Annotated in this window: 13 protein-coding genes and 3 pseudogenes; 11 read left to right on the top strand and 5 right to left on the bottom strand. The window is 59.7% G+C overall.

Annotated elements, in window-relative coordinates:
• Window positions 1-82: 82 nt before the first annotated feature.
• Both PL597_RS15065 and PL597_RS15060 read left to right on the top strand, forming a co-directional pair.
• The gene (locus PL597_RS15065) at window positions 83-1,000 is read left to right on the top strand and encodes an SUMF1/EgtB/PvdO family nonheme iron enzyme (protein WP_137411889.1); all 918 of its coding nucleotides are present in this window, start codon (window positions 83-85) and stop codon (window positions 998-1,000) included.
• A 149-nt stretch (window positions 1,001-1,149) separates the two neighbouring features.
• The gene (locus PL597_RS15060) at window positions 1,150-1,851 is read left to right on the top strand and encodes a Crp/Fnr family transcriptional regulator (protein WP_137411888.1); all 702 of its coding nucleotides are present in this window, start codon (window positions 1,150-1,152) and stop codon (window positions 1,849-1,851) included.
• Between the two features lie 91 nt (window positions 1,852-1,942).
• Here the strand turns inward: PL597_RS15060 and PL597_RS15055 are convergent.
• Window positions 1,943-2,023 (bottom strand): annotated as a pseudogene (locus PL597_RS15055) (c-type cytochrome); the annotation flags it as partial.
• A 37-nt stretch (window positions 2,024-2,060) separates the two neighbouring features.
• A pseudogene (locus PL597_RS15050) lies at window positions 2,061-3,200 on the bottom strand (IS3 family transposase).
• Between the two features lie 43 nt (window positions 3,201-3,243).
• On the opposite strand from PL597_RS15050, the pseudogene PL597_RS15045 reads away from it, so the two are divergent.
• Window positions 3,244-3,753: pseudogene (locus PL597_RS15045) on the top strand (hypothetical protein); the annotation flags it as partial.
• A 15-nt stretch (window positions 3,754-3,768) separates the two neighbouring features.
• Here PL597_RS15045 and PL597_RS15040 read toward each other — a convergent pair.
• A complete protein-coding gene (locus PL597_RS15040; RefSeq protein WP_077984117.1) occupies window positions 3,769-4,797 on the bottom strand; it encodes a LacI family DNA-binding transcriptional regulator in 1,029 nt (342 codons plus the stop codon).
• A gap of 140 nt (window positions 4,798-4,937) precedes the next feature.
• Between PL597_RS15040 and PL597_RS15035 the strand changes: the two genes are divergently transcribed.
• The 8 genes from PL597_RS15035 (at window position 4,938) to PL597_RS15000 (ending at window position 12,457) form a co-directional block, all read left to right on the top strand.
• Entirely contained in the window at window positions 4,938-5,972 is a 1,035-nt protein-coding gene (locus tag PL597_RS15035; protein ID WP_137411887.1) for a Gfo/Idh/MocA family protein, read from the top strand.
• A 12-nt stretch (window positions 5,973-5,984) separates the two neighbouring features.
• Window positions 5,985-6,887 (top strand): sugar phosphate isomerase/epimerase family protein, encoded by a 903-nt coding sequence (locus PL597_RS15030; RefSeq protein ID WP_137411886.1) that lies wholly within the window; start codon window positions 5,985-5,987, stop codon window positions 6,885-6,887.
• Between the two features lie 62 nt (window positions 6,888-6,949).
• Window positions 6,950-8,182 carry an ABC transporter substrate-binding protein gene (locus PL597_RS15025; RefSeq protein ID WP_077984120.1) on the top strand — a complete coding sequence of 411 codons (1,233 nt, stop codon included), beginning with the start codon at window positions 6,950-6,952 and terminating at the stop codon, window positions 8,180-8,182.
• 111 nt (window positions 8,183-8,293) lie between these two features.
• The gene (locus tag PL597_RS15020) at window positions 8,294-9,196 is read left to right on the top strand and encodes a carbohydrate ABC transporter permease (protein ID WP_137411885.1); all 903 of its coding nucleotides are present in this window, start codon (window positions 8,294-8,296) and stop codon (window positions 9,194-9,196) included.
• Entirely contained in the window at window positions 9,193-10,020 is an 828-nt protein-coding gene (locus PL597_RS15015; protein WP_077984122.1) for a carbohydrate ABC transporter permease, read from the top strand. Before PL597_RS15020 ends, PL597_RS15015 begins: the two co-directional genes overlap by 4 nt.
• A complete protein-coding gene (locus PL597_RS15010; protein WP_137411884.1) occupies window positions 10,017-11,102 on the top strand; it encodes an ABC transporter ATP-binding protein in 1,086 nt (361 codons plus the stop codon). The genes PL597_RS15015 and PL597_RS15010 overlap by 4 nt, the downstream gene beginning before the upstream one ends.
• 54 nt (window positions 11,103-11,156) lie before the next feature.
• Window positions 11,157-11,378, top strand: a complete 222-nt coding sequence (locus PL597_RS15005; RefSeq protein ID WP_137411883.1) for a hypothetical protein — start codon at window positions 11,157-11,159, stop codon at window positions 11,376-11,378.
• A gap of 92 nt (window positions 11,379-11,470) precedes the next feature.
• Entirely contained in the window at window positions 11,471-12,457 is a 987-nt protein-coding gene (locus PL597_RS15000; RefSeq protein ID WP_137411882.1) for a LacI family DNA-binding transcriptional regulator, read from the top strand.
• A gap of 32 nt (window positions 12,458-12,489) precedes the next feature.
• On the opposite strand, the gene PL597_RS14995 is transcribed toward PL597_RS15000, so the two are convergent.
• Window positions 12,490-14,175: a metallophosphoesterase family protein gene (locus PL597_RS14995; protein WP_191217429.1), complete on the bottom strand. Its 1,686-nt coding sequence runs from the start codon at window positions 14,173-14,175 to the stop codon at window positions 12,490-12,492.
• A 155-nt stretch (window positions 14,176-14,330) separates the two neighbouring features.
• Window positions 14,331-15,170, bottom strand: a complete 840-nt coding sequence (locus tag PL597_RS14990) for an inositol monophosphatase family protein (RefSeq protein ID WP_191217471.1) — start codon at window positions 15,168-15,170, stop codon at window positions 14,331-14,333.

The following is a 15,170-nucleotide window of genomic DNA, read 5'->3' as shown; positions in this document are numbered from 1 at the left end:
AGGTGCGGCGCGCTCCCCCTTCTGCTATGCGGCCTGAAAGCAGGCCCGAACTCTGGCGTCTTCTCGACGCAGGCAGGTTCCCATGGGCATTCCCGGCAACAGCCATTTCCCAAATGCCGTCTCGCTTCTTCTCCCGCTCTCGCTTGCCACACTGCTGGCAACGGCCATCGGTTTCCAGTCCGGGATCATCCGCAGCGGCGCTGATGACCGCGCCGCCATGACGGCGCCACAGGTCGTTACAGTGCCCGCCGGACATTTCACCTACCGGGCGGAGGGCGAATATTTCCGCAATGGTTATGCTGTCGATGGGCCGATGGTTGACGTAACGATGCGGCAAAATCTGACGATCATGAAATATCAGGTATCGAGCGCGGATTATGCGCGCTGCGTCGCAGACGGCGGCTGTCAACAGCCGGAACCCGGCTTTGCCGCTCCGGTCGGCGGCGCGATACCGGCAACCGGCATCAGCCAGGACGACGCCCGCGCCTATGCAAAGTGGCTGAGCGAGCGGACAGGCGAGGTCTGGCGCCTGCCGAGTGACGCTGAACTGGCCTTCGCCGCCGGGTCGCTTTTCCCAGATGAGACGCTCGGCGTGGCTGCGGACAGTGAAAACCCCGCTTTGCGCTGGCTGGCGGATTACGAGCGACAGACCAGCCGCAAGGCCTCGGGCAACCCCGTTCCGCAATCCTATGGCAGCTTCGGCGAAAACGAATATGGCCTTGCCGATTTCGGCGGCAATGTCTGGGAATGGACCTCGAGTTGCAGCCACCGCGTGACGCTCGGCAAGGATGGTGAGGCGATCGATAGCGTCGCTTCCTGCGGCATTCCGGTCGCTTCGGGAAAACACCGGGCGGCGATGAGCGCCTTCGTCAAAAACCCGAAAAGCGGCGGCTGCGCCGTTGGCGTACCGCCTGATAATCTCGGGTTCAGGCTCGTAAGAGACACACGCTGGTACGCGCCGCTTCTCGAAAAGCTTCGTGCCACTGCCCTGTTTTCTTGACAATCATCAATTAAAACAAGTGCTTGATTCATATCATTTGATCTTCTGCCGCCGGTGATAGTGCTGTATGCTGACAATACAGAAAAGGCCGGTCCCCGATTGCCAATGCATTCACCTGCGGGATCGTCCGATCACCGGAGAGGGTGCAAGTGAAGATTGACCGAAGCGTCATCCGGTCGCTGGCCTTGTTTGCCAAGATGGCCGACGATGAGCTGGACGGCCTGCTGACCCACGCCACGTCCCGGCTGGTGCCGCCGGGTGAAGCCATTTTCGAGCAGGGCCAGTCGGCAACGCATTTCTTCCTGCTCATACACGGCCGCCTGAAGGTGACGCAGGTGACGCATGACGGCCAGCAGATCATCGTGCGCGTGGTGCATCCCGGTGATCTCTTCGGTTTCGCAAGAGCACTGCAACGGTCCGATTATCCCGGCACCGCCACGACGGCTGCCGAAAGCGTCATCCTGTCATGGCAGACGGACCTCTGGCCGCAATTCGTCGAACAGAACCCACATCTTGCCGTCTCCACCATGCAGACAATCGGCCAGCGGCTCGAGGAAGCCCATACGCGCATCCGCGAAATGTCGACGCAGGAAGTGGAGCGCCGGGTGGCCCATGCCGTGCTGCGCCTTTCGCAGCAGGCAGGCCGCAAGGAGGAAGACGGCATCCGTATCGACTTCCCGATCTCGCGGCAGGATATCGCCGAGATGACCGGCACCACACTGCACACCGTTTCCCGCATCCTCAGCAGTTGGGAGAGTAAGGGGCTGGTGCAGGGCGGGCGGCAGAAGCTTCTGGTCTGCAATCTGCCGGGCCTCGCCCAGTTGGCGGAAGGCGAAGTGAGGCAAGTGTAGCGCGCAGGCGCCTGACCTTCGCCAGGAGCTTTGCTTCCACCACGTAGCCGCACTGTTTTCACTCAGCCGGCTTCGAAGCGACGCTTTCGACTTAGGCGATGAGATTGTCCAGATCTTCCGGCTTGCTGGTACCAGCCAGCGCCATCTTGTTGCCGGGTATTTTCTTTTTGGGAAATGGCCTGCCCCCACGAGGTGATCCGTTTGGAATGTTAGTGCATGCTCAGCCTGCTAGCCACTGTTGGTGTTGACGCCGGTCCATTTTGGCGAGACCAGACCGTTGCTTCGGGTTCCGGTGGCTTATAGCCCAGCGATGATTGTAGCCTCACGGTATTATAATGCTGTCTCCAGTTTCCGATGATGATTTTCGCCTCCTTGAGCGTGTAGAAGATCTCGCCGTTGAGCAGTTCATCACGGAGCTTCGAGTTAAGCTCTCACAGTAGCCGTTTTCCCACGGGCTACCTGGCATGATGTAGGCGGTCTTGGCACCCACCGCGCGATCCACTCCCGTAGCGCCCCTTGGCGATGAACTCCGGGCGTTGTCGGAACGAATATGGGTGGGAACGCCGTGTAGGATGAAGAGATCGGAAAGCACGTCGATGACATCGATGGCCTTCAGCTTTCTCTCGACCCTGATGGCGATACATTTTCGCGTGAACTCGTCGATCACGTTGAGCATGCGGATTTTCCTGCCGTTGTGCGTGCGATCCTCGACGAAGTCGTAGGACCAGACATGGTTGGGATATTCCGGCCGAAGCCGGATGCACGAACTGTCGTTCAACCACAGTCGCCCGCGTTTCGGTTGCTTGTGACGCACTCTCCCGTCGCCAGATGCGCTCGACGTTCACGATCCAGCCCGCCTGGTGCAGCATCGCCGTGATGCCGCGATAGCCATAGCGACCATACTGGAGGGCGAGCGCCGTGATGTCCGTAGTCAACCCCGCTTCATCATCCGGAGTCTTTGCGATCTTGCGCAGCGTGGAACGATGCTGACCCAAGACTCGGCACGCCCGTCTCTCGGACACCTCAGTTCATCGATCACATGGTTCACGCAAACGCGGTGACGGGCGGGCTCAGAAGTTTCCCTTGGCGGCCTCCAATAAAACCATCTTGTCCAAGGTGAGGTCGGAAACGGCGCGCCGGAGCCGGGCATTCTCCGCTTCCAGCTCCTTCAGGCGCTTTACCTGGTCGCCCTTCAAGCCGCCGTATTCGGAACGCCACCGGTAATATGTAACTTCTGTCACCCCTATCGACCGGATCGCCTCCGCCATCGATTTTCCCTGCGTATTCAGCACGTCAACCCGACGAAGCTTCGTGACGATCTCTTCTACCTTGTGTCTTTTCGCTACCATTTCGATGGCCTTCTGAGGCTCATAAGCCATACTTCATGAAGGCAGTCCAGATGCCGAAACACCTGTGGAGACATCCGCAAACGCCCTCAGATTCGTACAGCACATGCTCGATCACGGCGCTGTCGCCGTGAAGGGTGAAAGTGCGGGCGTCGCCCATGGCGCAAGGCGCTGGAAGCAGCTCTACGAGCAGTCGCGTGGCAAAGCGGCCGCCGATGACGGGATGGTGCTTGCCAAAACCTGTCGTCTGGCTTTCGCACGCCGCCCCATAGGAGACGATGCCGAAGGCATGACGAGCGTTAGGTTTCACCTGATCGGCTTGCCCGATGTGCAGGTGCGCTTCACCAAAAAAGATGGGGATCAGCCGTCCACCAACGCCGAACAGCTGAAGATAGCCGCCTTGATAGACGATATCGCCGAGCAAATGGCGCGTGAAGACGTTGAAGCCACCTTGAAGGGCCGTGGCGCCTCCCTCTCCGACGACACACAGTGTGAGGAAGACGAATATAAATTCAATCCTTTCGGCGTCGTGAGCGTTAACGACCTGAGACTTTAACGCCCCCCTGCTGTCTTATGGGGCGGGATCGCTCTCGCCGGCCACCAGAAGCATGGGCCAAACGCAATGGCGGGCCTGATCGGGATAAAACGGCGCGTAGGCCGGCATGGTCGATAACAGTGTCTGAGCCACCGTCACGCCGAGATCATGCAGGGACATGCGGAAACTGGTCAGCCGTGGTTCCAGAAACTGGCCGCGCGGGCCATCGCGGAAGCCGATGACGGCGAGATCGCGCCCCGGTTTCAGGCCCACTTCCGCAAGCCGGCGATAAAGACCGACCGCCATCAGTTCGTAGATCAGCACGATCGCCGTTGGCCGGGGCCGCATCTGCAGCCATTCGCTGGCGGCGTGATAACCGCCCTGTTCGCTGGATTTCGCGCGGATGACCAGTGAGGAATCGTAAGCCATGCCATTGTCTTCCAGCGCGCGCCTGTATCCTTCCAGAAAAACATAACCGAGATTGATGTCGCTGTCGGGCACCGCCACCGCAATCGAACGATGCCCGGCAGCGGCAAGGCGGTCGACCGCGTTTTTCGCAACGCCCTCGAAATCGAGGTCGATCCAGGCGTGGGTGTCGCTGGAAGCGGTCCGACCGAGCGCCACGAAAGGCAGGCGGGTCTGCTTCAGGAAATCCACACGTTTGTCTATCCGCCGCGTCGCGGAAATGATCATCGCATCCACCATGCGGCGCGCCACCATGCGCTTTAGATATTCATCCGGATCCTCTTCCCCCGGGCAGGGCAGAACGATGAGATCGAGATTATGCCCGGAAAACACGCTTTGCAGACCGTCCGTCACGCCCAGGAAGAAGTTGTCGGAGTTCTCCACGGTCTGCGCGTCGCTGCCGGTCATGAGGCCGATGACATTGGTGGTTCCCTGCCTGAGGCTGCGGCCGGACTGGTTGGCGACATAACCCAGCTTTTCCGCCGCTTCGAGAACACGCCGCCGCGTTTCTTCGTTCACATCCGGCTTACCGTTCAGGGCACGGGAAACAGTGCCTATCGATATCTCCAGATAATCGGCAAGCTGACGAATTCCTTTCATTCATTCCCCTCCCAGGCCCGGCGCGCAGTCAACGCGTCCCTTAACGGTCTTGACATATCTAACACCATTGGCATAGTCTCGTAAACGTTTACGACGCTCTGCGCAAAGAGGAGTTTGCAAAAGAGCCCCGGGGAGATGAGATGACATTTAATGCCGTTTTATGCGGATGCGGAGCAATGGCCAAAGGCTGGTTACGCGCCATTCAATCCACGCCGGAAATCGCCGGCGCGATCAGGATCGCCGGTCTGGTCGACCTGAACGAGAACACAGCCCGCGCACTTGCCGAAGAATTCGCCCTCACGGATGCGGTCATCGGCACCGATCTTCGCCACGTTCTGGCTGAAACGAAAGCCGACATCCTTTTTGATATCGTCATCCCGCAGGCACGCTTTGCCGTGGTTGAAGCCGGTCTCGAGGCGGGGTGCCATGTGCTGAGCGAAAAGCCGCTTGCCGCCTCGATGGAGGAAGCCGCCACGCTGGTGGAACTGGCAAAAAATGCCGGCAGAATTCATGCCGTGGTGCAAAACCGGCGGTTTATTGCGGGTATCCGCCGGCTGCGCCGCGCGCTTGAAGACGGTATCATCGGTGACCTGACGGCCATCCATTGCGATTTTTTCCTTGGGCCCCATTTCGGCGGCTTCCGTGAAGAAATGAAGAACGTCCTGCTTCTCGACATGGCGATCCACACCTTCGATGCGGCCCGTTTCGTCGCCAATGAAAAACCCCTCTCCGTCTTTTGCGTGGAAAAGAACCCGGCCGGCTCATGGTATGCCCATGGGGCGAGCGCCAATGCCATTTTCGAGTTCTCAAATGATGTCGTCTTTACCTATCGTGGTTCCTGGTGCGCCGAAGGCGAGCGGACCAGCTGGGAAGCGCGCTGGCGGCTGATCGGCTCGAAGGGCATGATCCTCTGGGACGGTGAAGACAATTTCTCCGCCTCCGTGGCCGGTGACGAGCAGGGACTTTTGCGTGGATTTAAAACCGTAAACGTTTCCGATGCCGTTTCCGAGAAGGATACGCGTGGCCATGCCAGCGTCATTCTCTCGTTCCTTCATTCCATCCGCACGGGTGAGATGCCGGAAACAGCCTCCTTCGACAACATCAACAGCCTTGCCATGGTGATCGGCGCGATTGAAAGCGCCCGCCTCGGCCAGCGTGTTTCCATTGCAGCATAAGGACTGAAAGACGTGAGCAATCCGGCAACATCCATCCGCATCGGCACCATGGTCAGCGCCACCAAGGGACAGGCGGCCGAACGCATCGGCCAGATCGCCGATCTCGGCTTTGAAAGCTTCGAGCCGTTCTTCTGGCAGACCACCAACGGTCAGGACCTTGCCGAACTCGGCAAGCGCTGCCTTGACGCGATTGGCGACCGCGACATCACCATCAGTACGCTCGGCATGTTCGGCAATCCGCTGGAGGAGACGGACATTGACCTTGAGACACTGCAAGGCTGGAAAGACTGCATCGACAATGCTCACCATTTCGGCGCGACCTGCGTTGCAGGTTTCACCGGCAGGCTTCGTGGCAGGCCGCTGCCGGAAAGCCTGCCGCGGTACAAAGAAATCTGGAGCGAGCTTGCCAAGCGCGCCGCCGACGAGGGCGTGAAGATCGCCTTTGAAAACTGCGCCATGGACGGCAACTGGCAGACCGGTGACTGGAACATCGCGCACAATCCCGATGCCTGGGAGATGATGTTCAACGAAACGCCGGATGACAATATCGGCATCGAATGGGAACCCTGCCACCAGATGGTCTATCTCATCGATCCGCTGCCGCAGATCCGCAAATGGGCGGACAAGATTTTCCACGTTCACGGCAAGGACGCGACCATCCGCTGGGATGTCATTCGCGAGCACGGCATTTTCGGCAAGGAAAAATTCGTCTTCATGCGCACGCCGGGTTTCGGCGACAGCAACTGGACGGACATTATTTCCGAACTACGCCTCGCCGGCTGGTCCGGCTCCATCGACATCGAAGGCTGGCATGACCCCGTCTATCGCGACGCGCTGGAAATGACGGGACAGGTGCATGGCCTGAATTATCTGAAAAAATGCCGCGGCGGCGATTTCGTCGTCGACCCCACATAACGGAAGCCTTTTGGGAGAAGGTTTTTGAAAATTGCAGAGACGATAACCAAGAGGAGGAGATTATGGGTATCGCAAAATGCATGATGGCCGGCGCATTTTTGCTGGCGGGCGTGTCCGCCGGCGCTATTGCGGCGCAGGCAGAAGATGTGACGTTGACGCTGTGGTCGCTGGATCGCGATATCCAGCCGGCACCGAACCTCATCAAGGAGTTCAACGCGCTCAATAACGGCATCAAGATCGAATACCGGCAATTGCAGTTCGATGATGTGGTGAGCGAATCCATGCGCGCCTATTCCACCGGCAACGCGCCCGACATCATCGCCATCGACAACCCCAACCACGCCATGTTCGCCGCACGCGGGGCCTTTCTCGACGTGACGGACATGATTGCGAAGTCGGATGTCATCAAGACGGAGAATTATTTTCCGGGACCGCTGAAATCGGTGATGTGGGACGGCAAATATTTCGGCGTGCCCAAGGCCACGAACACGATTGCGCTTTATTACAACAAGGACCTGTTCAAGGCCGCTGGGCTGGACGCGGCAAAACCGCCGCAGACCTGGGATGAGCTGGTGGATGCTGCCCGCAAGCTGACCGACCCCTCGAAGAACATCTATGGTATCAGCTTCAGCGCCAAGGCGAATGAGGAAGGCACCTTCCAGTTCCTGCCCTGGGCGCAGATGGCAGGCGCGACCTACAAGAACATCAATACCGAGGGCGCCGTCAAAGCGCTGGAAACGTGGAAGCTGATGCTGGATGAAAAGCTGGCATCGCCCGATACGCTGACGCGCAGCCAGTGGGACTCCACCGCCACCTTCAACGCCGGCAACGCCGCCATGGTCATTTCCGGCCCTTGGGAAATCGACCGCATGCTGAAGGACGCCAAGTTCGACTGGGGTGTCGCTTTGCTGCCGGTGCCCACGCCCGACGCTCCGCGGTCTTCGGCCATGGGCGACTATAACTGGGCGATCTTCTCCAAGACGAAACATCCGGAAGAAGCCTTCAAGGCAATCGAGTTCTTCGCCTCAAAGGACAAGGACATGTTCAAGAACTTCGGCCAGTTGCCGGCGCGCTCGGATATCCCCGTTCCGCCGACCGGCAATGCGTTGAAGGATGAGGCGCTGAAGACCTTTGTGGAACAGCTGAAATATGCGCAGCCGCGCGGCCCCTCGCCCGAATGGCCGAAGATTTCCAAGGCTATTCAGGATGCCATTCAGGGCGCGCTTTCGGGTCAGATGACGCCGAAAGCCGCGCTCGACCAGGCCGCTGAAAAGATAAAGCTGGTCGAAGGCTGATCCGGGCGGGCGGCCGGCTTTCTCCGGCCTCCACCCAAGGGGTTCCTCCCGGTGGGGCTGCCTGCCGCGACAAGCGGCGGCGGCCCCGACTGGAGCTTGCGAGGATGTTTCATGAAAAAACTGTTTTCCAGCGTCAGTGACGGTCGCGGTTTCGATATCGTCCTTGTCGCCTTTCCTTTGGGCTTCCTGTTCGTCATGGCGGGGCTGCCGCTCATCTACAACATCGTCATGAGCTTTCAGGAAGTCGACATGTTCAGCCTGGGCACCTTCGTGCGCCCCTTCGTCGGCTTCAAGAATTATATCGACCTGTTCCGGCAACCGGAAACATTGCCGATCCTTTTCAACACGGTCACCTTTGTCGTGGCCTCGATTGCCGGGCAATTCGCCATCGGCTTCGGTCTGGCGCTGTTCTTCTGGGTCAATTTTCCCGGCGCAACCTGGATGCGCGGCCTTTTTCTCGTGTCCTGGGTCATGCCCGGCCTCGTGGTGGGCGCGATCTGGAACTGGATCCTCTCGGGCGATTTCGGCGTGTTGAATTTCTTCCTACGGGAAAGCGGCCTGATATCGGGCAATATCTTCTGGCGCTCCGATGCGAATTTTTCGCTCTGGGCCGTCGTCATCGCCAATATCTGGCTCGGCACTTCCTTCAACATGATCCTGCTTTCCGTCGGCCTCGCCTCCATTCCCGGCGACCTGTACGAGGCCGCGGAACTGGACGGCGCGAACGCCTGGCAGCGCTTCTACACCATCACCCTGCCGATGATGCGCTCCACCATCGGCGCCATCGTCTCGCTCGGGCTGATTTTCACGCTGCAGCAATTCGATCTTTTCGCCGCCATTACCGATGGCGGACCGAATAACAGCTCCAACGTGGCGCAATATTGGGCCTGGGATCTGTCCTTCCGGCAATATGATTTCGGCAAGGGCGCCACGATCTCCGTCATCATGATCGTGTTCGTCATGCTGGCTTCCATCGTTTATGTGCGTTCCACTCGGCATGAGGTGCGCGGATGAGCATCACGACCCGCAACCGCCTGATGCTGGCCATCGCCATCGTACTCGCCATCATCTACCTCTTCCCGCTTTACTGGATGTATTTGACCTCGCTCAAGAGCGGCTCGGAAATGTTCGCCAATCCGCCCTCCTTCTGGCCCAGCGATCCGCAATGGCAGACCTATGCCTATGTCTGGAACAGCCGCAATATGGGGCGCTACCTGTGGAATTCGGTGCTGATCGCCTCCAGCGCGGTGCTGCTGATCACCATTCTCGGTGTCGGCTGTGCCTATGTCCTGGCGCGGTATCGCAATGTCTGGGTGGATATCGGCCTGTTCCTCATCCTTATGCTGCAGGTTCTGCCGGCATCTTTGATGATCACGCCGATCTTCGTCGGTTTCTCGCAATTTGGGCTTCTGGATTATCCGCGCTTGTCGGTCATCCTCGCCATTGCGGCGAAAAGCATGCCCTTCTTCGTGGTGCTTGTGCGCGCCACCTTCATGGCAGTGCCGCAGGAGCTGGAAGAGGCGGCACTTGTGGATGGCAATTCCCGGGTTGGCGCGTTTTTCAACATCGTGCTGCCGCTTGCCAGAAACGGCATTCTCGTCAGCGCCATCCTCATCTTCATGCAGGCCTTCGGCGAGTTCGTCTACTCGAAATCGATGATACAGGCGGCCGATTTGCAGCCGGCGAGCGTCGGCCTCAATTCCTTCATGGGCCCCAACACCAGCGAATGGAACAACATCATGGCCTATGCGACCATGTATGTGACGCCCATTCTTGCCCTTTTCATTCTCTTGCAGCGCCGCATCGTATCCGGCCTGACCTCAGGAGCGCTCAAATGACTCTTCAGATAGAACTTTCCGGCGTCAACAAATATTACGGCGCCTTTCATGCGCTGAAGAACATCAACCTTTCCATCGAGAAGGGCACTTTCGTCGCGCTTGTCGGCCCGTCGGGCTGCGGCAAATCCACACTTCTGCGCTCGCTCGCCGGGCTGGAAACCATATCGGCCGGCGACATGCGCATTGCCGGCACGCTGATGAACGGTGTGCCGCCGCGCAAGCGCGATGTGGCCATGGTGTTCCAGTCCTATGCGCTCTACCCGCATATGACCGTGGAGGAGAACCTCACCTATTCGCTGCGGATGCGCGGCGTCGCCAAGGCCGAGGCCCGCAAGGCGGCGGAAGAAGTTGCCGCCACGACAGGACTTTCAAAGCTGATGAAGCGCTATCCGCGCGAACTCTCCGGCGGCCAGCGCCAGCGCGTGGCCATGAGCCGGGCGATCATCCGCAACCCGCAGGCCTTCCTGTTCGATGAGCCGCTTTCCAATCTCGATGCGGCGCTGCGCGTCCACATGCGCAAGGAAATCCGCGCGCTACACGATCGCCTGCATGCAACCTCAGTCTATGTCACCCATGACCAGATCGAAGCGATGACCATGGCCGACCATGTCGTCGTCATGCGCGATGGCGTGATCGAGCAGCAGGGTACGCCACTGGAACTATACGACCGCCCGGTCAATCGTTTCGTTGCGGGCTTCATCGGTTCGCCGGCCATGAATTTCATTCCGGCGACCGTCAGCCCGGATGGCGCGTCCCTTCAGCTCAGCTTCGGCGAAGGCGAGCCGCAGCAATCAATTGGGAATCCGGCCTCTCTGCCGCCCGGCAAAGATGTGATTGTCGGCATCAGGCCGGAACATATCCGGCCGGTCGCAGCAGCCGGAGCGACATTGGCGCTGCCGGTTTCCGCGGTGGAAACAACCGGTTCGGCGACCTTCCTCACGACGGGAACCTCCACCGAACTGGTCATCGCGGTGCAGGGACGCAGCGCAGTCAAGGCCGGTGAAACGATCGGCCTCGACATCGACCCGTCCGATATGCATTTGTTCGATGCGGAAACAGGCGTCGGCCTGCTGACCCGCTGAGCGGCGGTTTTGCCGGCTGTTTCCTCCGCCGGCAAACACGAAGCGTGGAGTCGAATGACCATAAACGGGAAAACAGCATTCCTTATCGGCGCGGCCATCCTCGCCGGTCTTGTCATCGTCCAGCTCAAGGATGTCCGCATTGCCATCGGGGAACGCGCCATGGGAGGTTATGACGGTTCGAGCAACCCGGAAGCGGCCTCCCGCGCCGAACGGGAAGCAAAACAGGCAGCCGCGCGTGCCGAGGCTGCGGCAAGCGCGCTGGAACCGCAAAACTGACCGCGACCACAGAAGCTGAAATATTTCGATTGGAATAGTCGCTGCAATCTGACCTGTGCTATCAGACATGTGGTTTGGCAACGGGGGATTGAATGGCGCGAGGGTTCGTGACAGCCGAAGAAGTGGCGAAAAAGGCGGGTGTCTCACGCTCCGCCGTTTCACGCACCTTCACTCCCGGCGGCAGCGTATCCAAGGCAGTCCGGCGCAAGGTACTGAAAGCGGCACAGGAACTCGGCTACCGCGTCAACCGGCTGGCGCAGGGCCTCAACAATGACCGTTCCAACCTCATCGGGGTCGTCGGCGCCAACCTCGGTTCTCCCTTCATTTCAAAGCAACTCGATCTCCTCAGCATCGGCCTTCTGCGTCGCGGCCTGCAATGCCTGCTTCTGAATGCCGCAGATGCGCGCAAGGACATTGCACCACTCATCGAGCGTCTCTTCGAATTCCGCGCGCAGGCTATCATCGTTCTTTCCGGTGAACCTCCGGCCTCTATTATCGACGAATGCATCGCCAACGGCGTGCGTCTCATCCTCATCAACCAGCATCTGGACCGCACCGATACGAATATGGTGCTGAGCGACGATTCCCACGGCGCCAACCTGGCCGCCATGCGGCTTGTGGCAGCCAGGTGCAGAAAGGTTGCGGTTGTCTCCAGCGGCAGCCGGACGCCCGCACAGTTGCGCCGCGTCAACGCTTTCACCGAGCGCATGACCATGGAGGGTATCCAGGTGGTTCCATGGTGCGGCGGTCCCACCTGCTATGACAGTGGCTATCAGGCCGGTCGAGAATTGCTCGCGGACAGGACCATCGATGGCGCCTTCTGTGTCACTGATCTGCTGGCACTTGGTTTCATGGACGCCGCCCGGCTGGAGATGGGCCGCCGGGTGCCGGAAGATATCTCGATTGTCGGTTTCGACGATATTCCGCAGGCCGGCTGGAAAAGCTACCAGCTGACGACTGTTGCCCAGTCTTTCGACGCATTGACAGAGAAGGTTTTGACCGCGCTCGATAGCGATGAGCCGGAAACCCGGCTTCAGGTCGTGCCCGTTTCCATGGTCGAGCGCATCACCGCGCGGTAGACCAAATGTCTTTCCGGTCAAAAATCTTCAGATCAAACCGCAACGCGTTCACGCTGCGGTACAAGCCCAAGCTTCAGATCGCGCGGACTGCCTTCGGCACGCTCGAGAAACAGGCCGAGGGCTCCGAAGAAGATTTCGAGAAAGCTTTCGACCGAACCATCGTGACGATCCGGCTCCCGGCCGAAGCGCTCCGCCAGCGTTCGGTAAAGGGAAAGCCGTTGCGGCGCGATGTGCGGCAGCGCCAGGCCTGCGCCCTGGCGCAGGCAATACCAGTCGGCAATCAGCTCGGACATCGGCAGGTCCAAGGACAGGACAGTAGCATCAGAAGAAAAAAGGCCTTTCCCTCTCAGCAGATCGAGAACCTCCCGAACGCTTTTATCGGCGATTGCCGTGACGACCTCGGACGGCCATTCCCTGGGGAAATAACGGTGCCTGATCAGCGCCCGCTTGTGGCCCAGCAGAAATTCACCGTAATTGCCGGCGGCAAAAGCCGGGTCGTTCGCCTCACCCGCCAGTTCTGTCTCCTGTGCATAACCATCGGAAATACGACCATTGACCGGCAGGGCAGCCATTTCCACCGTCTCGACAAGGATTTCCTGCCGCGACGGGTGGACGACCTTGAAGGCAGGCGGAAAGGCGACGAGCGACGGCACGGCGATATTGGTGAGCGAGTTTTCGCCTTCCCCGCGCCGGGTCACGCCTTCCACGTGCAGGTGCCCGCTGAAATGGACGGCAAACCCGGCCTGTAACAGCGCATCCTCCACCGCCTTGCGCGGCGTGCGGCGCACGACATTGGTTTCACCGAACAGGGCGCCTTCCGCACCGCTTGCACCATCGAAAGGATCGAGCGCCGGATAGTGGGAAAAGCCGAGCAATGTCTTGCCGTGCAGCTCCGCCCTGCGGCGCACATCGGCGATCCAGTCGATGAGGAAGGGCTTGCAGCGCAAAAGCGCATTCCAGCCACCGGAGGTGCTGTCGATAAAAGCCGCCTCCTCGCCCGCTTCGAACGCACCATCGAGCGGCTCGAAAATATTGGCGTCGATCATCAGCAGCCACAGGCCCGGTTCCGGTTCGACCAGATAGGAGGCATCCATCAGGCGGTAGACATTGCACCCATCAGGTGAGCGCACCACGTACAACCGGTCCTCCGGCGCATCGGAAACACCGAAAGGGGTTTCCCAATGCAGATAATCCGGCTGGCGGAAATAACCGAAAGCCGCCATCGGGCCAAGGCCTGCAGGATAGCCTTCGCAATACATCCCGTCGCTTACGACGACGCGCTCACCGGCCCGCCGCGCATCGCTTGAAACGGAAAGGCATTTGCCGTTCTCCGTCAGAAACTCCTTGGTGTGGTGCCGGCCGCGCGGTCCGAAAATGTCGTGGTTTCCGGGCAATGCGTAGAAGGCCGTGCCGTGGGCGTCGCTGTGGCGTTGCAGGATGTTCTTCAGCGTTTCAGTCGTCACCCGCTGGCCATCATCGGTATAGTCGCCAAGCAGCACCACATGGCGAATGCCGCGCTGCCGCACCTCCTCCAGCGCCGCATGCAATGCATCGGCGCTTTCATTGAAAACCCGGGTGGATTCACGCGTATCCGACCAGCTGCGCATGGTGATGCGCTGACCATCGATTTCGATGCCGGGAAATCCGAAATCGGCTGCCGTGTCATGGAAATGCGCGTCAGCGATGACGGCAACGGAGGGAAGCGTGCGTGTCAGCATGGTTGAGCGGTCTTTCTGCCCTCGACCATCTGCCCTCGACCCTGTCGATCCAGTCGGAAGCACGGCAGGGGCCGGGCATAAACGGGTCCATCCATCTCATTCCTCCACATGCATGAAGCACGAGGCCCGCTCTGCAAAAGGGCCTCCGCCTTAAATCACGCCGATGCCGCCCGCGGACGATCCGACAGCTGCCGGGCGGCCAGCGCTACATTCGATGCCTGGCTGACGCCTTTGGCAACACCGGCGGCTGCGGCCAGCACCGGCCCGCCTTCCCTGAGACTGCCGATCTCCAGAAAAGGGCACACATCGCCGCCAGCTTCGCTGACGAGTAGCAGCCCCGCAAGACAATCCCATGAATTCATGTGCAATTCGAGATAGCCATCGGAACGGCCATCAGCCACATAGGCAAGCGCCAGCGCACCGGAGCCGGCGCGGCGGACATTGGCGCCCATATCGAGCAGATTCCCAACGACATCGAGATAGGTCGCATTCGCGATACGGGTGGACCACCCCATCTCGATGGAAGCAGCATCGAAGCGCTCCGTTTCCGCAGTCTGGATCGGTTGCCCGTTGCGCGTCGCTCCCTCGCCGCGGCGGGCGAAATAAAGCTCGCCAAGGGCGGGATTGTAGATCGCCCCGATTTCGGTCTGCCCGTTTTCGACATAGGCGACGGAGATGCAGAAATGCGGAATGCCACGGGCAAAATTGGCGGTGCCGTCGATGGGATCCACGACCCAGACGCGGTCACCGATCTCGCCGCCGCCCTCTTCCCCGAAAAAACTGTCTTCCGGGAAAGCGACCGCGATCGCGCCGCGAATATGCGCTTCGGAGGCAGCATCCGTCACTGTCAGAAAATCCTGCGGCCCCTTCATCGAAAAGCTGCGCGTCGCCTCGCCCTGAAAACCTTTCAGCACCAGCTCCCCGGCGGAAAGAATAACGCTGCGGCACAATTCGGCACGCGCTGCCAATGTATCGGGATAGTGGATCGAATCCAT

Source organism: Agrobacterium sp. ST15.13.013, assembly GCF_027956525.1.
Classification (GTDB): Bacteria; Pseudomonadota; Alphaproteobacteria; order Rhizobiales; family Rhizobiaceae; genus Agrobacterium; species Agrobacterium salinitolerans.
This window is presented reverse-complemented; position numbering and strand designations above follow the sequence as displayed.